Origin of the sequence: uncultured Shewanella sp. (genome assembly GCF_947501225.1) — a bacterium.
In the GTDB taxonomy this organism is placed as follows: Bacteria; Pseudomonadota; Gammaproteobacteria; order Enterobacterales; family Shewanellaceae; genus Shewanella.
This window is the reverse complement of the sequence record NZ_CANMUW010000012.1, coordinates 128,336-148,211: the sequence shown is the minus strand read 5'-3', so window position 1 is coordinate 148,211 and position 19,876 is coordinate 128,336. Positions and strand designations below refer to the sequence as shown.

The window sequence follows — 19,876 nt, the reverse complement described above, 5'->3', positions numbered from 1 at the left end:
GATTTTATGAAATGAAAAGCTACAAGCAGAGCGGTAGTTCAGTTGGTTAGGCTCTTTATAAATAGAAAGCGGCCTGTCACGCCGGGGGTCGCGGGTTCGAGTCCCGTCCGCTCCGCCAACACAAAGACGAAAGCCTCTACAGTAATGTAGAGGCTTTTTTCGTTATCAAGCCCTAGCACTTCTTATGAATAGAGAGTGCCAGGGCTTTTTCGTATCTGGATTTTATGAAATGAAAAGCTACAAGCAGAGCTGTCTCTCTCAATCACCTATGGTCCAGGTGGCATCAGCGCATCCCTGCGCTTGGTAGGTTTAGTTGTGTTGTTCACTTCGTAAACAATATTTTTTGTGATTTTTCTTATTCTAATTCATTGTTTTATGATGTTTAAATAAGCTTCTTCTGTTTGCTTCTAGTTTCGTACCTATAAAAGAGTATAATACTCTTTTATAGGAGTGATTTTATGGATTGTCGTCTAGGCTGTGGAGCGTGCTGTATCGCCCCATCAATAACCAGCCCCATTCCGGGCATGCCTGATGGAAAAGCCGCAGGTGAGCGTTGTGTACAGTTATCGGAAGACAATTTATGTAAAATCTTTGGCAGCAAGGAACGTCCGGATGTATGTAGCTCTTTTTCAGCTACTTATGATGTCTGTGGCAGTAGCAATAATGAAGCGCTCAGGCTTATCGCTTTTTTAGAGTCACAAACCAGCTAAATGAATTATGAGTAGGTGAACCATGCAGTTAACTCGTTATACGGACTTTGGTATTCGTACCTTAATGTACCTTGCTATTCAGCCTGATAGAGAGGAGCTGTTCCGCATCTCTGAGATCACCGAAGTCTTTGAGTTGTCGCCTAACCATGTTTCTAAGATCGTTCACCACCTTGGAAAGCTTGGCTATCTTGAGACTATCCGTGGTAAGAGTGGTGGCTTCCGTTTGGGCATGTCTCCTAAAGATATCAATATTGGCAAGCTAGTGCGTGTTTTAGAGAACTCACTCGCGCCTATCGATTGTAGTAAGCCTTATTGTCGCTTCACTCCGTCTTGTCAGCTTAAAGGTGTGCTTGCCGATGCTGTCGCGGCCTACTTAGCCGTAATCGATGCCTATACCCTGGAAGATATCGTGAGTAACAGGGATGAGCTAAAACAGTTACTACCTGAACTCTCAATCCCGGTTTTGCAGATAGCTTAAGCCTTAGCCATTCTAAACCTGTCAGTGGGTTAGCCGTGTCTATTTGCTAACCTACCTCAGGCGGACACTTGCAGCTCCGCCTTTCTTCTCTTTATTGGCCAGATTATAAGGTAATAGATAAGAGGTTTTTACCAGCTCTATCCCTGCCTTCTCAAGCCTGGGCAGGTTTTCGTTTAAGAACTTGATGGTCTCCGGATACGGGTGAGCAATGACGACTACCTGGCCCTGTTTATGTGCCAGTGACATGAGGCGCTTAAAACTGGCTTCGAGCCCAGAGTCTGATATGTCATTATCTAGAAATACCTGTCGTCTAAGTAAGGGGATCCCCAGTAGTTCCGCCTTCCCGCTGGCTTTAGTAAAGCGGGTGGTCATGCTATCGACAAAATATAGTTCTCTCTGTTTCAAACTCTCCATGACCCACTGCATAGGTTCATCCAGTTGGGTTAGCAGGCTACCCATATGGTTGTTCGCTCCCTTTGCGTAGGGAACATTATCCAGTGCGCGAGCTAATGTCGCTTTTAGCTCAGATTCATCCATGGTATTGGTGAGCCCACCCGGGCCAAGTAGCTTGCCATTAAGTGCCTGCATGGGAAGGTGTAGCATGATCTCATACCCCTTATCGTGGGCAGTCTTAGCGACTTCAGTACCCAGAGGGGTGTGAGGGAGAACCGATAGGGTGACATTATTTGGTAAAGACAACACAGCTTCATCCGATTGACGATAACCAATATCGTCAATGATGATCGCAACTTGTGAAGCTTCTACATAACCAACCGAAAAAAATGCAATAAATACAATTAAAAGAGAGCGCACTATAGTTATTATCTTTTATACCTTGCTGGTACTTATGTTTTAGTTTTAATCCATGTGATTGCAGAGTCCAGAATATAATCTCTATCAATGTCCCCATGAATCGAATTTTTATCGATTATAGGCATACTTTCACCGATTGTGACAGCTTCAGGGTTAAGTTTTATGTCCGGCTCAACGCCTTTGCTATTGATATCGTGCCCTTTTGGGGTTGTGTACTTAGCTATTGTGAGCTTAATAGCATTCCCCTCTATTAGGGTGGGGATAAGGCTTTGGACAGTTCCTTTACCGAAGCTGGTTTCGCCAATCAGTGTGGCTCTGCCATTTTCCTGCAATGCGGCAGCGAGAACCTCAGAGGCGGAAGCCGACCCTTTGTTTATCAGTACTATCATGGGAACTGATGAAAGCATGCTTTGAGGTGAGGCAAAGTAATCAGAATTCGCATCAAAAAATCTGCCTTCGGTAGAGACTATCCGGCCTTTGGCAAGAAACATATCGGCAATCTTAATCGCCTGATCAAGCAAGCCTCCGGGGTTATTCCTCAGGTCGAGTATGAGCCCTTCAAGGCCTATGGATTGCCATTGCGTCAACTGTTTGATCATCTCTTCGGTAGAGTTATCTTGAAAGCTGGCTAACCTGATATAGCCTATCTTCTCTTCGTATAGGTTAGCCGTAACAGACTGTACCGAAATGATGCTGGGGACGAGTGTAACTTCATACACCGAGTTCATGTTGGAGTGGGTGAGTGCCAGATTTATCGATAGATTATTTTGGCTATGATGCTTTATCTCTTTGAGTAGTGTATCGAGCTGACTAGGGTCAACCGCTTTATCGTTCAGTTTTACTATTTGGTCTCCGGCTCTTATCCCTGCTTGCTCGGCTGGTGAGCGGGGAAAGGGGGTTATTATGGTTATCTTGCCATCTTCTGCTGCTATCTCGATACCAAATCCGAAATACTCTCCCTTATTTGCATCCCTGATATTTGAAAATTCCTGTTGGTTTAAGAAGTTTGAATAGGGGTCAAGTTTGTTAAAAATTCCATCTAAGGCAGCAGAAATTAACTCACCTTGTGTCACCTCTTTCACATAATAGGTTTCTATGGTGTCGATGACATCGAGTAACATGGGGTAACTGAGGCGGTGATGGTATTGCTCAGCATTCTCCTGACCGGATAAAGTTACCGATAAGCCTAGTGCTAAGCCTAAGATGATGCAGGTGACGTAACGAATAATCTGTGACATGGCGGCCCCTGTTTTTAAGGGCTTATGTCACTCCTAGCGTTTGCAATATCTCGCAGGATCGACCGCTTGCCCTTTATGCCTTACTTCAAAGTATAGGCCAGCCTCGGTCTGTCCACCCGAACGTCCGACGAGTGCGATGGTTTCACCCTTGTTCACAGTATCTCCCGCATTCTTCAAAAGGGTTTGAGCGTGGCCATATAAGCTCATGTATCCTTTGCCGTGGTCGACAACTAACACCATGCCGAAACCCCTTAACCAGTCGGCATAAATGACTTTTCCCGGAGCGATGGCTGACACTTGTTGCCCTTCGGGGGCGGCAAGAGTCACTCCTTTCCATTTTACCTGACCTGAGCGTCTGCTACCAAAGCCGAACCTGATACGGCCCTTGGTCGGCCACTTGAGTTTGTTTCTGCTCTTTAAGCCCTCCATGCTGGGGCTGCTGTTATTGGCTAAGATGGCTTGCTCGACGATTCGCTTAAGGCTAGCCTCTTCAATTTGTAACTGCTCAAGCTTAGCGCCCCGGCTGTTGACGGTTCTCTGTAACTGGGTGAGTGTATTCTGTCGTTGAACCTGTTCGAGGTTGAGTCGTTTAGAGTGCTGTTGTTGTGTAAGGATGAGCTTATTCAGTTCACTCCTCTCTATCACCTGCTTCTCTTGTATCTCATCGAGCTCTGACATCGTTTGTTGAAGCTCGTTGATAGACTCCATACGAGCATTGTTCAGGTATTGATAATAGGCGAGCAGACGTTCAATGGTTGCAGGGCTCTGTTGATTTAACAGCATCTTACTGTAATCGTGATTGCCGGCTAAGTAAGCACTGGCAAGCTGGTTTGAAAGCGTTTCTTGCTGAGTCTGTTTGAGGGTGTTCAGCTCGTCCTGGCGCTGCTTTAACTCGGTTAACTTCTTATCTGTTTTGGCTAAAGCGAGTTTGGTTTGATTAACTTTTTTGGCCGCAGAGGCTATCGCTTTTTCATCTTGCTTCAGCAGAGAAATGAGTTTCTCACGTTGCTTATTGGTGTCTTTAAGTGCAGATTGTTGTTTGCTGATCTGAGATTGGAGTGATTTCAGATCGGATTGACGTTGCTGCAGATCAGATGCCTGAACGTTCGATGAAAGCATGATAAAGCCAGCAGTAATGCTGGCTTTAATAAAAAAGCGAATATTCACTAGTTAAGAGTTACTCTTTGAGTTTAATTATGGAGCGACCTGTCATCTCTGACGGCACCTCTTCTCCCATCAAGGTTAACATGGTTGGAGCGAGATCGCTCAATCGTCCATCTTTTTCTATGCTGCCGTCACGTCCCACATAGATTAGTGGTACCAGTTCACTGGTATGAGCCGTATGCGCCTGACCCGTTTGCTCATCGGTCATCTGCTCGGCATTACCGTGATCGGCTGTGATTAAGCATTCACCATCGACTTTTGCTAAGGCATCGACAACACGGCCGATACAGGTATCTACCGCTTCACAGGCCTGAACTGCCGCTTCAAAGCTGCCGGTGTGGCCAACCATATCACCATTAGGGTAGTTACAGATGATGACATCATATTTAGTTGATTCAATTGCTTCAACCAGCTTGTCGGTCAACTCAGTAGAGCTCATCTCTGGTTGAAGGTCATAGGTTGCCACTTTAGGCGATTGGATCAGTATTCTATCTTCACCTTTAAACGGATCTTCTTTACCGCCGTTGAAGAAGAAGGTCACATGCGCGTATTTTTCAGTTTCAGAGATACGGAGCTGTGTCTTATCTCTATCCTGAAGTACTTCACCTAAGGTGTTAACCAGATCGGTAGAAGGGTAGGCGATAGCCGCTTTAATATCGGCCGCATACTCGGTGAGCATGACAAAGTTTGCTTTAGGTGTGACCTTACGCTCGAAACCATCAAAGTCAGCATCAACAAAACTGCGGGTTATTTGGCGGGCTCTGTCTGCACGGAAGTTCATAAAGATCAGTGCATCACCATCTTCCAGTTGAGCGCTGTTTCCCTGAGCATCCAGGATAGAGGAGCTACCGACAAACTCATCATTTTCATCGCGGGCATAAGCTGCTTCCAACGCGTCTACGGCATTCGGGTATTGATGTAGTGACTTGCCTTCGGTGATCAGCTCATAAGCTTGAGAGACCCGATCCCAGCGGTTATCACGGTCCATTGCATAGTAGCGACCTATGAGTGAAGCAACGCGGCCTGTCCCTAATGTAGTAAACAGATCATCAAAATGGGCCAAACTAGACTTGGCACTACGTGGAGGTGTATCGCGCCCATCCAGAAAAGCATGTAGATAAACCTGCTTGGCTCCGCGTGCCACAGCAAGGCGGCACATGGCTTCAATATGGCTCTCATGACTATGTACACCACCCGGGGAAAGAAGTCCCATAATGTGGACAGCGCCTTGATTCGCTATTGCCTTATCGATGGATTCGAGAAACGCCTGGTTTTGGTCAAATTCACCGTCTTCAATAGCCTTGCTTATTCTGGTAAGTTCTTGATAAACAATGCGACCTGAGCCTATGTTGATATGGCCTACTTCAGAGTTACCCATCTGACCATCGGGTAAACCTACATCCATACCTGAACCGGAGATCAGGCTATTTGGGTATTGTGCATTTAGTCGATCCAGTACTGGAGTCTTAGCGTGGAATACGGCATTTTTTTCCGTGTTTTCACGATATCCCCAGCCATCGAGGATCAGCAGTGCCAAGGGGCGTTTGCGTGTCGTCATGGTGGTACCTTTAAGTTTAAAAAAATAAAGTTCAAAATTTTAATTGGCTAAATATTACTACGTAAGGCGTAGCTGAAAAAGAAATTTACCTCGATTGTGCTAAGCGTTTTTTTTGAGATCTTGATGCCTGCCCGCATTATCGGGTGTTTTGTGGACTAACAACTTGCTGCAATCTACTACTGCGATGGTATACTCTGTGCCCTAAATTTAGTTTCAGCCCTCAGAAGTAGGCATTTTACCATGCAAGAATATATTGAATTTTTGAAAGCTAATCCTATGTTGAGCTTAGCTTGGATTGGTCTATTTGTTGGACTAATCGTCAGTGTTTTCAAATCTAGTATCTCGAAAGTGTCTACCGTTGATCATCAACAAGCCACTTTGTTGATAAACAAGCAAGACGCTAAAGTGATCGATGTAAGGGAGAAAGCGGAGTTCAAAAAAGGTCATATCATCGATGCCATAAACATTCCGTTATCTGAAATTAAAAATAATCAACTTTCGGCCCTTGAAAAGTTTAAAGCCAGTCCCATTATAATGGTATGCAACGCGGGAATGGTTTCATCTCAAGCCGCACAACTGATGGTTAAAGCAGGCTTCGAATCTGTGCATAACCTTAAAGGTGGTATGGGTGACTGGCACTCAAATAATTTGCCGGTATCTAAGAGTAAGAGATAGCGAGTACCGCCGAATATTGCTTTTTGAAGACATTTTTGATTAGAGTGTCTTCTCTTAAAAAATCACAAAAGGCATTTATAGTTTGGTTATAACACCGTTTAGATGTCTTATAGATTGAAATAACAAAACCTGGGATGGTGGCTGGGCGCATATGGCTCAAGTAACAAAAGCCCTAAAGATTGGTTTCAATTTTGAAACCCAATAACTTGGATAGGTAGGAAATTATGGCTGAAGTAGCAAACAACGAACAACAAGAACCACAGTTCAACATTCAACGTGTTTACACGAAAGATATCTCTTTCGAAACGCCAAACAGCCCTGCAGTGTTCCAGAAAGAGTGGAACCCGGAAGTTAAACTAGATCTTGATACTCGTAGCGCCAAACTTGCTGACAACGTATATGAAGTTGTATTGTCTCTGACAGTAACGGCTAAAAACGGTGAAGAAACTGCATTCCTATGTGAAGTTCAGCAAGCTGGTATCTTCGCTATTCACGGTCTGACAGAGCAGCAATTGGCTCACTCTCTAGGTGCATACTGCCCTAACATCCTTTTCCCATATGCTCGTGAAACTGTGGGTAGCTTAGTTGGTCGTGGTACTTTCCCACAGCTTAACCTGGCTCCGGTTAACTTCGATGCATTGTTCGCTCAATATGTTAATCAGCGTCAAGCTGGTGCAGAAGAAGCTGCTCAAACTGAAGAAGCAAGCGCTTAATAGGTCATTAAGTAGCAATTCAAAGTTATCTGTTTAGTCGTTCAATCAGCTGCACAGATAGCGGCTGTTTCATTTGAGTGCTAAGCTCGAATGAAACAGCAATATGTGATGAGTAGTTATATGAAAAACACTGCCGACATTACGGTACTGGGGGCGGGGTCTTATGGCACCGCCCTTGCTATTTCTCTAGCCAGTAACGGACATAAAACCCTGCTTTGGGGGCACCTGCCTGAACATATCGAACAGCTCAAGCAAGATCGCACCAATGAAGAGTTTTTACCTGGTATTGAGCTGCCTGATCTATTGATCCCAGAAGCCGATCTCGCTACTGCACTTAATGCTTCGAATAACGTATTAGTTGTGGTGCCAAGCCATGTATTTGGTCTGGTTTTAAAACAGGCTGCACCACTGCTGCGTGAAGATGCACGAGTGGTATGGGCGACCAAGGGCCTAGAACCTGAAACCGGTCGTCTGCTCCAGGAGGTTGCCCGGGATATCTTAGGGGAACAGTACCCTCTTGCCGTTTTATCCGGACCAACATTTGCGAAAGAACTCGCAGCCGGTTTGCCTACTGCTATCTCAGTAGCCGGCACCGATGTGAATTTTACCAAAGACCTGGTCGAGCTGCTCCATAGCCCAAAGCGTCTTCGTGTATACGCCAATGATGATTTTACCGGCCTACAACTGGGTGGCGCGGTTAAGAATGTCATTGCGATCAGTGCTGGTATGTCTGATGGTATAGGCTTTGGTGCTAATGCTCGAACCGCTCTGATCACTCGAGGCTTGGTCGAACTTACCCGCTTGGGTGAGGCGATCGGTGCTCAAGCTGCTACCTTTATGGGGATGGCCGGACTCGGCGATCTCGTGCTTACCTGTACCGATAACCAATCACGCAACCGCCGCTTTGGATTGGCATTGGGGCAGGGCCTCGATGTTGATACAGCGCAGCAGGAGATTGGTCAGGTTGTCGAAGGTTACCGTAATACCAAAGAGGTTTACACATTGGCTAAACGTCTCGGTGTTGAGATGCCTATCACCGAGCAGGTCTACAAGGTACTCTATCAGGGGGGCACTCCCCATGATGCGGCCAAAGCCCTGTTAGGACGAGATAAGAAGTCTGAAACCCCGGACAGTTAGGCGTATCGCAAGTGACGGTGAGATAGAGCCGTTGCAGAGATAAAAAGATACCATGTACAGATAAGGGTGCTAAAATAGCGCCCTTTTTTATGGCCATTTTTTGGTCGCTTGTCGTTTGGGAGTGAGTAAGTGAAACATCATGATGTCATTATTATCGGTGCCGGTGCAGCGGGTCTAATGTGTGCCGCAACGGCTGGCTATCGTGGTCGTGATGTATTGGTACTCGATAATGCCAAACAGGCGGGGCGTAAAATTTTGATCAGCGGTGGCGGGCGCTGTAACTTCACCAACCAAAAAGTCGAGCCAAATAACTTTATCTGTAACAACGCTCACTTCGTTAAATCGGCTCTGGCCAGGTATCGAAGCAGTGACTTTATCGACTTAGTCGAGCGTCACGGAATCGAATACCATGAGCGGGATCATGGTCAGCTGTTCTGTAATGATTCGGCCAAAGAGATTGTCACCATGCTACTGACTGAATGTGAGTGGGCGGGGGCCGGGATAAAGTTACGTACCGAAATTCGTGAGATCAGTAAAAATGAGCAGGGGCAGTTCGAACTGATCACAGATAAAGAGCACTATAGCTGTGACTCGCTCGTGGTCGCCACAGGGGGGCTCTCCATGCCTAAACTTGGTGCGAGTCCCTATGGCTACCATATTGCTGAGCAGTTTGGTTTAAACCTGTTGCCCACACACGCCGGACTGGTACCTTTTACCTGGCATAGTGAGCAAAAACTGAAGTTTGAATCTCTGTCCGGTATCGCTATTCCCAGTACCATCACCGCCAAAGATGGCACTCAGTTCAGTGAAGCGCTGCTGTTTACCCACAGGGGGTTATCCGGGCCGGCCATTTTGCAGATCTCCAACTTCTGGAAGGCGGGAGAAACCATCAGTATCAACTTACTGCCGGGTGTGGATGCCAGAGCCGCAATTGAGCTTGTGTTAGCCAATCATCCCAGGCAGAGCCTGCGTAATACGCTCAGCCATTGGTTACCTAAGCGTCTGGTCGAGGCCTTGTTCGATGAGTCCTTGCTCAATAAGGCGATGAACCAGTTGATCCATAGTGAACTTGAACAGTTGGCCGTCGATCTGGAGTCCTGGGAAGTACTGATGAATGGCACCGAAGGCTATCGAACTGCAGAAGTGACACTTGGCGGTGTCGATACCGACGAGTTGTCGTCGAAAACAATGGAGGCTAAATCTGTATCCGGCCTCTACTTCATCGGTGAGGTCATGGACGTTAGCGGCTGGTTAGGGGGATTCAATTTTCAGTGGGCCTGGTCATCGGGGGTCGCCGCCGGACAAGCTGTATAGAGCCCGGCAGCAAGATAATCTCAACGACTTAAGCGCAAGTGAGTGTTATCCAGGATAAATACCGGATTAGCTCCCATTTCCAATACGCTTAAAGATATAATAGCCGTTAACTATGCTAGTTTAGATGTAACTAATATCCTCTGCCTCAATGTTTTTATGTGATTGAGGAGCTGTAGATAACACCATGTTTATTCGATAGGACTGAAGATGACTAAAGCAAAAATCGGTATTGTGACAGTAAGTGATAGAGCCAGCGCCGGGATCTATGAAGATATCTCCGGTAAAGCGATTATCGATGTATTAAATGAATATCTCACCTCTGAGTGGGAGCCGGTTTATGAAGTCATTCCCGATGAGCAGGATGTTATCGCTGCGACCCTGATTAAGATGGCTGATGAGCAGAACTGTAGCCTGATCGTAACTACAGGCGGTACCGGACCAGCTAAGCGCGACGTGACTCCGGAAGCTACCGAAGAGGTGTGCGATCGCATGATGCCGGGCTTTGGAGAGTTGATGCGTGCCGAGTCATTGAAGTTTGTACCGACAGCCATTCTGTCACGTCAGACAGCGGGTCTGCGTGGTGACTCGTTGATCGTGAACCTTCCGGGTAAACCTAAGTCGATTCGTGAGTGTCTCGATGCCGTGTTCCCAGCAATCCCATACTGCATCGATCTGATGGACGGCCCCTTCCTCGAGTGTGACGAAGCGGTTATCAAGCCATTCCGTCCGAAGGCCAAGTAAGCTCAGAACTTACGAACCTGGAAAAGCATAAATGCCACCTTGGAGTTCCTGCTTCAAGGTGGCCTTTACTTTTATGCTGTGATGAAGGTTATCTCTGGTTTCTCTACTCCCGAGCTTTAGCCTGATTCGAATACTTTTCGACAACTTTACCGGTTGTAGCCCATACCAGTACGCCACCCCATGCTATCAGTGAAAAACCTGCCGGAATACAAGCCAGCAAAATGAGCTTGAAATGCTTTCGGTTAAACATGAGTGCAAGTATTGCCGGCAGAAACCAGAGGACAGCCACAGCAACGAGTATCAGTGTGATAAATGCATAATTCTCACCGGCTACAATATTATCTATAAATTCCATTTTTCATCCTTCCTTTGATTTCTTTCGTATCTTTTATAAGCCGAAAACTATCTTCTCGCTTTTCAGTGAACGTTCCATGCCTATGGTTAATCCGATGGCAATTACCAGCGTCGTAAGAGAGGAGAACAGCAACTGCAACATAGGGAGTTCTCTGCCCTTAATGAATGCGATCAACGCCTGCTGTTGTCCTGATACCGGTAACCACTGCAGGGTATCCGGGGCAATGTTGTAGCTGGCCGCCATCGAAAGCATCATAGGAACTATGAGTACTAAGGTGAGGTATGACTGAGCCTCCTTGAATGTCTTGGCCATAAATGAGACAAACAGTTGCAAACTGGCGGCCATGACAGCGATAGGTAAACCAATTAACAGCATTAACACGATGAATTCGGTGCTGATGGTTACTGTAAAGCCAAGCTCCTGCCATGGCACAAAGGCATAGGCCAACTTGGAGATGAGCAGGGTTAATAACAACCCCAGCATGGCAAATACAGTCACGGCAAAGACTTTTGCTAAAACGATACTGGTGGTCGATACCGGATGGCTGAGCAGCAGGGCCAATGAGTTACGTTCACGCTCGCCCGCACTGGTATCTATGGCCAGGTTCATGCCTGAGATAAAAACGGCATAGATCATGGTCATAGTGGCAACACCCAGAATCACACCGCCCTTGGAGTCGGGGGTAGCCTGATCTTCGACATTTAACTTGATGGGTTGAATAACCCGCGGATCTATGCCCCTCGCAATCAGCCTCAAACTGCCCATTTCCGCGCTATAGGTCTGCAGATCTTTCTCCAGCCGTCTTATGGAGTTTTGCAGTTTCTCGTTGGAGTTGTCCGCGATAAGTGTGATCTCGGCGCTCATCCCCTTGGCCATTTGGGCTGCATAATCATCACTTATGACCAGGCGGATATCTTTCACATCCAGCTTCTCACCCGTCTCGGTGAGGCTTTGGTTATCGCCATGGGTGATCCCCTGACTGGACAGATATTTAACCAGATCCGGTGCACTCTCACCGTTCTCAATCCTGATATTGAGATCTTCCGGGCTGGATATCTGCCCGATGAGCAACATAAACATGCCGCACATCAGAAGTGGTGTTCCTATAGCATAATAGAGGCCGGCCATCACCGAGCGCTTGTCTCTGGCGGCATCGATCAGCTCTTTTCTGACCATGGTCATTATCTTGTGCATCATGCTGCGATTCCCTCATCTGTCCCTATTAACTCAATGAATGCATCTTCCAGTGACACTTTTCCTGTTTGCTCACAAAGCTCCCGTGGGCTGCCAACCGCCACCACCTTGCCGTCGGCCATCACTATGACCTGATCACAGAGTGCGGCGACCTCCTGCATGACATGGCTGGAGAAAAGTACGCAGTGTCCCTGCGCTTTTAACTCTTTCAGCAGCTCTCTGAGCACCCGGGTGCTCATGACATCTAAACCTCGGGTGGGTTCATCCAGTATGATGTTTGTCGGCTGGTGGACTATGGCCTGTGCCAGTGCGGTTTTCATCCGTTGACCCTGAGAGAAGCCTTTGCAGCGTCTGTCGGCGATATCATCCATATGAAGCTGGCTGAGTACCTTGGCCGTTGCGGTTTTGGCAGCAGCCCTTGATAAACCATTAAGTTCGGCGAAGTAGCTGATGTACTCCCTGGGAGTTAAACGTTCATAGAGCCCGAAAGGATCCGGAAACAACCCCAACTGCTGTTTCGCTTCGGTTGGGGATTGAGCTACATCGATACCATCGATCTCGGCTATGCCGTTGTCGGCCTGAAGCAAACCGAATACGGTTCTCAAACAGGTAGTTTTCCCCGCGCCGTTAGGGCCTAGCAGGCCGGTAATTTGGCCATCTTTGGCTTCAAAGCTCAGATCATTGAGTGCCTGAACCTCTCCGATATGTTTTGACAGGTTAGATACTTTAATCATGGCTGGCTCCCTGAGTTGTTTCCGCTGAGGGAATAGCCTCAACGGTACTGGCATTGAGGTAGAAGTTACGGCTTACATCCCTGTTCAGACACTCTCCGTCCAATTTCTTCACGTCGCCGGTTTCGACCAACTCGGCAATCAGGTCGTTACCACAGGACTGGTTAGCTACACCATGGGTCGCGAAGGGGGCGATAAAGTGTTTGGCATTGGTCAGCTTCTCCATGGCGAGGTCTCCCCAGCTGGGTGGGGTCGCCGGATCCAGCTGCCCGGATAGCACCAGAGTGGGGATATCACTGCTAACGGGCTCAGAGAAGCTGGCATCCACGGTCGGCATATTCCAGATGGCGCAAGACTTCTCGAAGTTGGTGATCATCTCCTTACCGAAATAGGTTTGATTGGCTAGCTCCCTCTCCTTAGGTGTGAGTCGTTGCCAATCTTCACCACAAACGACCGAGGCATGCATGCCCATGGCGATGCCGGTACTATCGATGGTGAGGGCATATAGGCCCATTATGGGTTGGAAGTTCTCTTTTGCCGCTTCGCTGATCGCATGGGGGATGAGGGCTCTGACATTTGGCATATAGAGCGCCATTCGAATCGCGCCCATAAACTTAGAGCGTGTCATGGTGAGTTGGGTGGACTCTCCGGTTAACGGATCCCTGACCTGGCTGACTGCCGGTGCCGCTGCCAGCTTGGTTTCTACCTTATTCAGGTCGTCTTTGAGGTTTGGAAACTGCTTGCCGCAGAGACTATTACTCTCGCAATCCTGGAGAAGCAGCTCGAAGCCTCTACTGATGGCGCTGCCTATGGCGAGTACGTTCTGCTGCATGGGGACCACGCCATCTATGGTGACGGTCGATAGCACCTGAGGATAGTGACGCTGGTAAAGCTGTGCCATGCGGGTACCGTAGGAGATCCCGTATAGGTGTAGCTTGCGGTAACCGAGATGTTTGCGAACGGCCTCGAAGTCTTCCAGTGCATTGAGGCTGCCGTACTGAGTTACATCGGCATCGAGTTCATCGAGGCAGGCCTGAGTCTCCTTGGCGACATCGAAGTTGGCCTCATCGATGGAGAGGGCCCCCTCAAATCCTTCCCCTTCGCATTTGAGCTGATTGGAGCGACCCGTGCCGCGTTGGTCGATGAGTAAAATATCTCTCTTCTGTCGCACCTTGTTAAATATGCGACTGAAACCCGCCGCATTATCTATGGCCGATTGGCCCGGGCCACCGGCGATAGCAAGGAAGGCCTCCGAGTTTGCCCCGCTCTTGATGGCCGGAAGCACAACATAATGAATATCTATCTGCTTACCATCCGGCTTATTTCGATTTTCGGGGACGGTAACAAAACCACAATCGAGCCGCTCGGGTAGGTCGTCGACATAGCAGTGAGCCGGACTCGTCTGCACTGCCTGGCCTGTCATGGTGTTGGCGAAGGCCGGAAGGCTGAATAAAATGGTGCCTATTACCAGAGGGGGGATGAGTGAGGTTAGTGGTCTAACCCTTGCTGTATTACCGCTTCTGTCTTTAACTGAGCGGTCTGGCTCTCCATAAAGCATGATGCCTATTCCTTTCTTGAAAATTACTCAATCTATGGTAAATTATTGCTGTATCGGTGTATCAATGTATTAATACAGTGTTTAAAGGCTAATGTTAGAACTAATAAATGTCAACCCCGGCAGTGGCGACCCAATATACCGACAGTTGAGCGAACAGGTTGTACGTTTGATTGTAGGTGGTCAGCTGGAAGCTGAGCAGGTGCTGCCCTCGGTGCGCCAGATGGCCGAGCACCTTTCAGTTAATCCTATGACTGTATCCAGAGCCATCCAGCAGTTGGTCGAACAGGGCTGGCTGGAACGCAGGCGTGGCCAGCCTACCCGGGTCGCGAGGCGTGAGAGCAGCGAGAAGACTTCCGGCGCTAAGCTACTTAAGCCTCAGGTTGATGATCTGCTTTCTCAGGCCAAACAGTTGGGAATTAGCCAAGATGAGTTGATGGAACTTATTGAACGTTGCTGGTAACTCAGGTTAAAACAAAACATATAAGAACAAAGGATTGAACTGATGGATATGAACCAAGCGCCGATTCTGGAGTTTAACAGGGTCACTAAGAAATTTTCAGATACGACAGCGATTAACTCCCTCTCTGTTAAGCTGTTTCCCGGTATGGTCGTTGGCCTTCTGGGACAAAATGGCGCGGGGAAATCGACACTGATGCGCATTGCGCTTGGGATCATCGAACCGACCTCCGGTGAGATCAGCACCTTAGGTGAACCGGTTCACCGGCTCAGTTCGGCGGCCAAGGCTCAGATTGGTTATGTGCCGCAACAGCCGTTTGGTTACGAAGGCTTCAGTGTTGCAAGGGCGCTTGAGTTACACAGGAGCTTCTATCCAATGTGGGATAGAGAGCTAGAAGATGAGTGGCTGCAGAGATTCAGTCTTGATACAAAGCAGCAGGTTCAGCGATTGTCAGTGGGTCAGCGCCAGTCACTGGCTCTGATTATGGCCATGGCCTATCGACCTAAACTCTTGCTCCTGGATGAGCCGGTAGCGAGTTTGGATCCCATTGCCCGCCGAAAGTTTATGCTGGATCTGTTTGAGTTGGCACTCGAGTCCGGCTCGGCCGTACTGTTTTCATCCCATATCACCTCGGATCTAGAGCGGGTAGCCAGCCACCTGGCACTGATTAAAGATGGAGAGCTGGTACTCTTCAAGGAACTCGATAGTGTGCGGGAGGAGGTGAAGCTATTGACCCTTGTCGATGATGAAGTACCGACAGGGCTGAGGGTGTTAAATCGCAGTGGCAATAAGTTGCTGGTGGATAACTTCTCTCCAGAGAAGTGCCCGGGAATAGAAGCCAGTGCTTTAAATATGGAGCAGTTGTTTATGGAGCTTCACCGATGAGTGGCCCCGATGTCGAACTGGCCCGGGCCAGAGGTGATGAGGCGCCTTTGTTAAGCTTTCTTCAGCGCCGTTTCGCTGGCGTTTTTCGATTCTGGTTTTACGATGTCGGTAGTGCCAGCTTTATGGGAGTCGCGCTGCTCGGCTTGGTGATGTTAGCGCCAGTAATTGCATTTAGTAAACCTGAAGTGCTTCCCTTGATGCTGGGGATGATTCAGGTATCTGTTTCAGCCGCTGTTGCCTGGCAACTTAACCGGCTTGCGGCAACCGAGTGGTCTATATTAATCCCCGAGTACCGTAACAACATGCTGTTTCAATGTGGCTTTATGTTGCTGAGTGCATTTGTGACAGGCTCTGTTGTCTCATTTGTCACGGGGATCTATGGTGCGTTTACTCAGCTTTTATTGGCAACCGGCTTAGGGTTAAGCTTTATCTATCTGTGCCAAATAAAGCAGAGCACTTATTATCTATCCATTTTTCTGTACCTATCTCTGCTTCTGATGGAATCGGTATCCGCATTATTGTCTGAGTTTATGGTGTTTGCTTTAGTGCTCCTCATTCTGATGCTGGTGCGGGTTATCTACAAGAGGGTTACTGTGAGTCCTTGGCACCCGGACGCCCGCAGTATCTATCTTAATGCGCTGGAGATGGGCGGTATCTGGTTGCCCACTGCCAAGTCATACCGTTTTATCACTAAGCTTGAGCAGAGCCTGCATCCGGTAAGCTTCTTTATGGGGCCCTTGCTGGCAATCTTGATTGTAGCCATGCCTCTGTTCACACTCACCATTGCCGTTCTTTCTCAGCTGACAGGCGTGGAGATCCCAGTGCTGTTTTTGCTGGCGCAATTTAGCTGCGTGACCTGCGCCATGGTACATTGGAGTCGGATCCAACGCTGGCGGGCGGTAGAGGCTCTGTATATGCTGCCGGGCTTTAGCGGTAAGCAGGGGATGATAGATGCGTTTAATCGCAGCCAGTTTAAGTTATCGCTCCTCTTGACTCTGATCATGGCCGTAACCGCGTCTCTGGTCTTTTTCATAAATCCTGCCGTTACTCTCTCTATCTGGCTGCACTTCGTGATGGCTACTCTCTTCGGTTGCGGTTTTATTCTGGGGGCCGGTAGTCTGTGTAAAAGCGCACTACAGTTGTCCATGACTATGCTGATTATTATCTGTCACTCCGCTTGGGTTTCGGCAGGCTTACGTCTGATCACCGAAGGTAGTGATGTTATACCATGGTTAGCGGGAGACCTTATTTTTACGGGTGTTGCTATGCTAACTCTATGGTATGGAAGCAAAAAGCTATGGCGTGGTGACTTGGTGTAACCGCTCAACTTTTACAAAACTGTGGCTGAATTAACATAAATTGAGCAATTGCTCTTATTATTTGCGAATCATTCGAGTAAAATGCCCTAAAAGAGGAACACCTGTACGCTTAAAAGGCCCCGAATTATGTCACTCGAGCAGTATCATTTAACCCGTTTAATCAAACAGCAGAGCCAGGAACTCGGCGACGCTATCGCGCTCGAAGGATTCGAAATGGCGGCTCCCTGGGATCAGGTGAGCTGGCGATCATTCGATGAGAACAACTCGAAGGTCGCTCAGGCATTGATTCAATTCGGTATCGAAGTTCAGGATCGAGTCGTCATCCTGTCACAAAATTGTCCTCAGTGGGCCTGTGCCGATATCGGCAGCCTAAAGAGCCGCTCCATCGTCGTGCCTATCTACCCGACCAGTACTTTTGAGCAAGCTAGCTATATTGTGAATGATGCCCAGGCCAAGCTGATATTTGCCGGCGATAAAGATCATTATGAGATGGCCTGTAAGCTGGTTCAGCATTGTGACAGCCTGACCCATATCGTGGTCTTCGATAAGAGCGTTGTTCTGAAGGAGTATGATAATCACATCTACTTTGACGACCTGCTCGCCATGAATCACTCTGCAGAAGTCATCGCAGAACTGGATAAACGTACCGATGAAGCCTGTTTGGATGATCTTCTGACCCTCATCTATACCTCCGGGACGACGGGTAATCCGAAAGGTGTGATGATGGATTACCGTAATATCGCTTCCATGATCTATCAACACGATAAGGTGCTGGCATTCACACCCGGTGATGTCTCTCTGGCCTTCCTGCCGTTAAGCCATGTATTTGAACGTGGTTGGAGCTTCTATGTGCTCAGCAGGGGAGGACACAACGTCTATCTTCAGGACCCGATGGCTGTCAAAGAGGCTATCGTCGCGGTTCGTCCCCACACACTATGTGTCGTGCCCAGATTCCTGGAGAAGGTCTACAGTGCGGTACAGGATAAGGTGATTAAAGCACCTGAACTAAGACAGAAGATGTTTACCTGGGCCATGTCTGTCGGACATCGTCAGTCTGAAGTAGGTCAGGGACGTCACAAAGCGTCGCTGGCCTTGAGCCTGCAGTGGAAACTCGCCGACAAGCTGGTTTTCAGTAAGCTTAAGCAGGTTCTGGGTGGACGTCTTAAGTTTATGCCCTGCGGTGGTGCTGCTTTAGACCCTAACGTGAGTGCGTTTTTCCAGAGTATCGATGTACCCGTATTGTGTGGTTACGGCATGACCGAAACCAATGCGACTATCACCTGTAATACTCTCTCTAACCGCGTGCCGGGCTCCAACGGTAAGCCGTTACCGGACATGGAAGTGAAGTTAGGTAAAGACAATGAGATTCTGGTTCGTGGTGAGACCGTGATGCGTGGTTACTACAACCGCCCCGAAGATACGGCTGCTGCGTTCGAAGATGGTTGGTTAAAAACCGGCGATGCGGGTCGTATGGATGAAGAGGGTAACCTGTTTATCACAGACAGAATCAAAGAGTTGATGAAAACCTCAAATGGTAAGTATATCGCACCTCAGCGAGTCGAGGGTAAGGTTGGCTGCTGTCCATTCATCGAGCAGGTTGCCATCGTTGCCGATGCAAAGAACTATGTGACAGCCCTGATTGTTCCGGCCTTCGAAGCGCTCGAAGAGTGGGCGAAAGAGAAGGGGATCCACTACGAGTCACCGATGGAGTTGCTGCGTCACAGCCATGTGGTTGAGCATTTCGAAAATCGTCTTAAGACATTGCAGTCAGATCTAGCCGGGTTTGAGAAGATTAAGAAGTTTACCCTCTTGCCCGAAGCCTTCTCTATGGAAGCGGGTTTGATCACCCCGACGATGAAACTGCGTCGTAAGGTTATCTATAACAAGTATGCCCGTGAGATCAATGCGATGTACGGGAGATAATAGTTCTCTCATTTTAAGATAGATATGAAGGGATGCTTAGCATCCCTTTTTTGTATATGGATGTACTTATCCCCTATCTATTCATAAGAGCTTAGGGATGTGCTTAGAGGGGGTTTATGTCTGACCATAAATGTTCCATTCATTTATTGGCATTTCCACCACTGACCCATAGGGCCTGTGATATTCCTGATATCACTTAGGCATTTCCCACGTCCGTGTGGGTCAGATGGGAAATGTCTTCGAAGCGTCTGGAACGCTTAAGACCATGGCAGTCAGAACATTTATGCCTCAGCCATGGGATGGTTAGCAGTGGTATTTATGTCTAAAATGTTCGCGGCTAAAGCCGCTCCTACAGTGGCGAACCTGGAACCTGGAACCTAGAACCTGGAATCGCCAAAAAATTGCATCCCGCGGGGTTCTCGGTTAACGTTTTAGCCAAATTAGAAACTAATAATAACAATAAGGATATTCAGGCGTGTCAGAGACCTTCTTTAGTTTAGAGATCCATCCCAGGTTCAACGAAACAGATGCGTTGGGTCATATCAATAACACCATCATTCCGGTTTGGAATGAGGCGGCAAGGAAACCGATATTTGAGATATTTAATCCCACACTGGATATCAGTAAATGGGATCTCATCGTTGCCGGCTTTAACATCGCTTATCTTTCGCCGACAAACTATGGTAGCCCGGTCAGCATCAAGACCTGGATTAGCCGCGTCGGCAATAGCAGCTTCGAGGTGACCCAGCAGAGCTGGCAGCAGGGCAGGCAAACCTCCGAGACCAAGACGACCATGGTGTATTACGATTACGGCGTAGATAAGAGCCAACCACTGTCGGATGAGATCAAGCAAAAGCTCTCGGCGTTAACAGGCGAGTAGTCATTTCTGTTGTTATATCAATGTACTTATAAC

At 48.0% G+C, this 19,876-nt stretch carries 20 protein-coding genes; 12 read left to right on the top strand and 8 right to left on the bottom strand.

Translation table 11 applies throughout. From position 1 onward, the window contains the following. Nucleotides 1-458: 458 nt before the first annotated feature. Together Q1B47_RS16450 and Q1B47_RS16445 are read left to right on the top strand one after the other, a co-directional pair. The gene (locus tag Q1B47_RS16450) at nt 459-710 is read left to right on the top strand and encodes a YkgJ family cysteine cluster protein (protein ID WP_299795841.1); all 252 of its coding nucleotides are present in this window, start codon (nt 459-461) and stop codon (nt 708-710) included. A 22-nt stretch (nt 711-732) separates the two neighbouring features. Continuing rightward, complete coding sequence (locus Q1B47_RS16445; protein WP_299795838.1) at nt 733-1,188, top strand: Rrf2 family transcriptional regulator; 456 nt, start codon at nt 733-735, stop codon at nt 1,186-1,188. Between the two features lie 51 nt (nt 1,189-1,239). On the opposite strand, the gene Q1B47_RS16440 is transcribed toward Q1B47_RS16445, so the two are convergent. From Q1B47_RS16440 to gpmM, 4 genes are read right to left on the bottom strand one after another with little or no spacing between them, the layout of a single operon-like run. Continuing rightward, nucleotides 1,240-2,001 (bottom strand): divergent polysaccharide deacetylase family protein, encoded by a 762-nt coding sequence (locus tag Q1B47_RS16440; RefSeq protein ID WP_299795835.1) that lies wholly within the window; start codon nt 1,999-2,001, stop codon nt 1,240-1,242. A 32-nt stretch (nt 2,002-2,033) separates the two neighbouring features. After that, entirely contained in the window at nt 2,034-3,239 is a 1,206-nt protein-coding gene (locus Q1B47_RS16435; protein WP_299795832.1) for a S41 family peptidase, read from the bottom strand. 33 nt (nt 3,240-3,272) lie between these two features. Then, nucleotides 3,273-4,406 (bottom strand): peptidoglycan DD-metalloendopeptidase family protein, encoded by a 1,134-nt coding sequence (locus Q1B47_RS16430; protein ID WP_299795829.1) that lies wholly within the window; start codon nt 4,404-4,406, stop codon nt 3,273-3,275. A gap of 10 nt (nt 4,407-4,416) precedes the next feature. Beyond that, nucleotides 4,417-5,961 carry a 2,3-bisphosphoglycerate-independent phosphoglycerate mutase gene (gene gpmM / locus Q1B47_RS16425; RefSeq protein WP_299795825.1) on the bottom strand — a complete coding sequence of 515 codons (1,545 nt, stop codon included), beginning with the start codon at nt 5,959-5,961 and terminating at the stop codon, nt 4,417-4,419. A 240-nt stretch (nt 5,962-6,201) separates the two neighbouring features. Here gpmM and Q1B47_RS16420 point away from each other — a divergent pair, with 240 nt between their 5' ends. The 5 genes from Q1B47_RS16420 (at nt 6,202) to mog (ending at nt 10,541) form a co-directional block, all read left to right on the top strand. Next, nucleotides 6,202-6,636, top strand: a complete 435-nt coding sequence (locus Q1B47_RS16420; RefSeq protein WP_299795822.1) for a rhodanese-like domain-containing protein — start codon at nt 6,202-6,204, stop codon at nt 6,634-6,636. Nucleotides 6,637-6,860: 224 nt separating this feature from the next. After that, complete coding sequence (gene secB / locus Q1B47_RS16415) at nt 6,861-7,349, top strand: protein-export chaperone SecB (RefSeq protein WP_299795819.1); 489 nt, start codon at nt 6,861-6,863, stop codon at nt 7,347-7,349. A 120-nt stretch (nt 7,350-7,469) separates the two neighbouring features. Further along, nucleotides 7,470-8,486 (top strand): NAD(P)H-dependent glycerol-3-phosphate dehydrogenase, encoded by a 1,017-nt coding sequence (gene gpsA, locus Q1B47_RS16410; RefSeq protein WP_299795816.1) that lies wholly within the window; start codon nt 7,470-7,472, stop codon nt 8,484-8,486. A 129-nt stretch (nt 8,487-8,615) separates the two neighbouring features. Beyond that, a complete protein-coding gene (locus Q1B47_RS16405) occupies nt 8,616-9,800 on the top strand; it encodes an NAD(P)/FAD-dependent oxidoreductase (protein WP_299795813.1) in 1,185 nt (394 codons plus the stop codon). 207 nt (nt 9,801-10,007) lie between these two features. Then, the gene (mog, locus tag Q1B47_RS16400; RefSeq protein ID WP_299795810.1) at nt 10,008-10,541 is read left to right on the top strand and encodes a molybdopterin adenylyltransferase; all 534 of its coding nucleotides are present in this window, start codon (nt 10,008-10,010) and stop codon (nt 10,539-10,541) included. A gap of 103 nt (nt 10,542-10,644) precedes the next feature. Here the strand turns inward: mog and Q1B47_RS16395 are convergent, their stop codons facing one another. From Q1B47_RS16395 to Q1B47_RS16380, 4 genes are read right to left on the bottom strand one after another with little or no spacing between them, the layout of a single operon-like run. Then, nucleotides 10,645-10,896, bottom strand: a complete 252-nt coding sequence (locus Q1B47_RS16395) for a superinfection immunity protein (RefSeq protein ID WP_299795807.1) — start codon at nt 10,894-10,896, stop codon at nt 10,645-10,647. 33 nt (nt 10,897-10,929) lie between these two features. Then, nucleotides 10,930-12,090 carry an ABC transporter permease gene (locus Q1B47_RS16390; RefSeq protein WP_299795862.1) on the bottom strand — a complete coding sequence of 387 codons (1,161 nt, stop codon included), beginning with the start codon at nt 12,088-12,090 and terminating at the stop codon, nt 10,930-10,932. Then, on the bottom strand, nt 12,090-12,824 hold the full coding sequence (locus Q1B47_RS16385; RefSeq protein ID WP_299795804.1) for an ATP-binding cassette domain-containing protein: 735 nt from the start codon (nt 12,822-12,824) through the stop codon (nt 12,090-12,092). Before Q1B47_RS16385 ends, Q1B47_RS16390 begins: the two co-directional genes overlap by 1 nt. Next, nucleotides 12,817-14,379 carry an alpha/beta hydrolase gene (locus Q1B47_RS16380; protein ID WP_299795801.1) on the bottom strand — a complete coding sequence of 521 codons (1,563 nt, stop codon included), beginning with the start codon at nt 14,377-14,379 and terminating at the stop codon, nt 12,817-12,819. The genes Q1B47_RS16385 and Q1B47_RS16380 overlap by 8 nt, the downstream gene beginning before the upstream one ends. Nucleotides 14,380-14,470: 91 nt before the next feature. Here Q1B47_RS16380 and Q1B47_RS16375 point away from each other — a divergent pair, with 91 nt between their 5' ends. The 5 genes from Q1B47_RS16375 (at nt 14,471) to Q1B47_RS16355 (ending at nt 19,843) form a co-directional block, all read left to right on the top strand. Next, the gene (locus Q1B47_RS16375; protein ID WP_299795798.1) at nt 14,471-14,839 is read left to right on the top strand and encodes a GntR family transcriptional regulator; all 369 of its coding nucleotides are present in this window, start codon (nt 14,471-14,473) and stop codon (nt 14,837-14,839) included. A 42-nt stretch (nt 14,840-14,881) separates the two neighbouring features. Next, nucleotides 14,882-15,721: an ABC transporter ATP-binding protein gene (locus tag Q1B47_RS16370; RefSeq protein ID WP_299795795.1), complete on the top strand. Its 840-nt coding sequence runs from the start codon at nt 14,882-14,884 to the stop codon at nt 15,719-15,721. After that, complete coding sequence (locus tag Q1B47_RS16365; RefSeq protein WP_299795792.1) at nt 15,718-17,040, top strand: hypothetical protein; 1,323 nt, start codon at nt 15,718-15,720, stop codon at nt 17,038-17,040. Before Q1B47_RS16370 ends, Q1B47_RS16365 begins: the two co-directional genes overlap by 4 nt. A gap of 126 nt (nt 17,041-17,166) precedes the next feature. Beyond that, nucleotides 17,167-18,963, top strand: a complete 1,797-nt coding sequence (locus Q1B47_RS16360) for a long-chain fatty acid--CoA ligase (RefSeq protein WP_299795789.1) — start codon at nt 17,167-17,169, stop codon at nt 18,961-18,963. A 475-nt stretch (nt 18,964-19,438) separates the two neighbouring features. After that, nucleotides 19,439-19,843: a thioesterase family protein gene (locus Q1B47_RS16355; RefSeq protein WP_299795787.1), complete on the top strand. Its 405-nt coding sequence runs from the start codon at nt 19,439-19,441 to the stop codon at nt 19,841-19,843. Nucleotides 19,844-19,876 lie beyond the last annotated feature (33 nt).

Coding starts and splice junctions, on each gene's coding strand:
- Q1B47_RS16450 (WP_299795841.1), top strand. CDS start 459: ATGGATTGTCGTCTAGGCTGTGGAGCGTGCTGTATCGCCCCATCAATA.
- Q1B47_RS16445 (WP_299795838.1), top strand. CDS start 733: ATGCAGTTAACTCGTTATACGGACTTTGGTATTCGTACCTTAATGTAC.
- Q1B47_RS16435 (WP_299795832.1), bottom strand. CDS start 3,239: ATGTCACAGATTATTCGTTACGTCACCTGCATCATCTTAGGCTTAGCA.
- gpmM (WP_299795825.1), bottom strand. CDS start 5,961: ATGACGACACGCAAACGCCCCTTGGCACTGCTGATCCTCGATGGCTGG.
- Q1B47_RS16420 (WP_299795822.1), top strand. CDS start 6,202: ATGCAAGAATATATTGAATTTTTGAAAGCTAATCCTATGTTGAGCTTA.
- secB (WP_299795819.1), top strand. CDS start 6,861: ATGGCTGAAGTAGCAAACAACGAACAACAAGAACCACAGTTCAACATT.
- gpsA (WP_299795816.1), top strand. CDS start 7,470: ATGAAAAACACTGCCGACATTACGGTACTGGGGGCGGGGTCTTATGGC.
- mog (WP_299795810.1), top strand. CDS start 10,008: ATGACTAAAGCAAAAATCGGTATTGTGACAGTAAGTGATAGAGCCAGC.
- Q1B47_RS16395 (WP_299795807.1), bottom strand. CDS start 10,896: ATGGAATTTATAGATAATATTGTAGCCGGTGAGAATTATGCATTTATC.
- Q1B47_RS16390 (WP_299795862.1), bottom strand. CDS start 12,090: ATGCACAAGATAATGACCATGGTCAGAAAAGAGCTGATCGATGCCGCC.
- Q1B47_RS16385 (WP_299795804.1), bottom strand. CDS start 12,824: ATGATTAAAGTATCTAACCTGTCAAAACATATCGGAGAGGTTCAGGCA.
- Q1B47_RS16380 (WP_299795801.1), bottom strand. CDS start 14,379: ATGCTTTATGGAGAGCCAGACCGCTCAGTTAAAGACAGAAGCGGTAAT.
- Q1B47_RS16375 (WP_299795798.1), top strand. CDS start 14,471: ATGTTAGAACTAATAAATGTCAACCCCGGCAGTGGCGACCCAATATAC.
- Q1B47_RS16370 (WP_299795795.1), top strand. CDS start 14,882: ATGGATATGAACCAAGCGCCGATTCTGGAGTTTAACAGGGTCACTAAG.
- Q1B47_RS16365 (WP_299795792.1), top strand. CDS start 15,718: ATGAGTGGCCCCGATGTCGAACTGGCCCGGGCCAGAGGTGATGAGGCG.
- Q1B47_RS16360 (WP_299795789.1), top strand. CDS start 17,167: ATGTCACTCGAGCAGTATCATTTAACCCGTTTAATCAAACAGCAGAGC.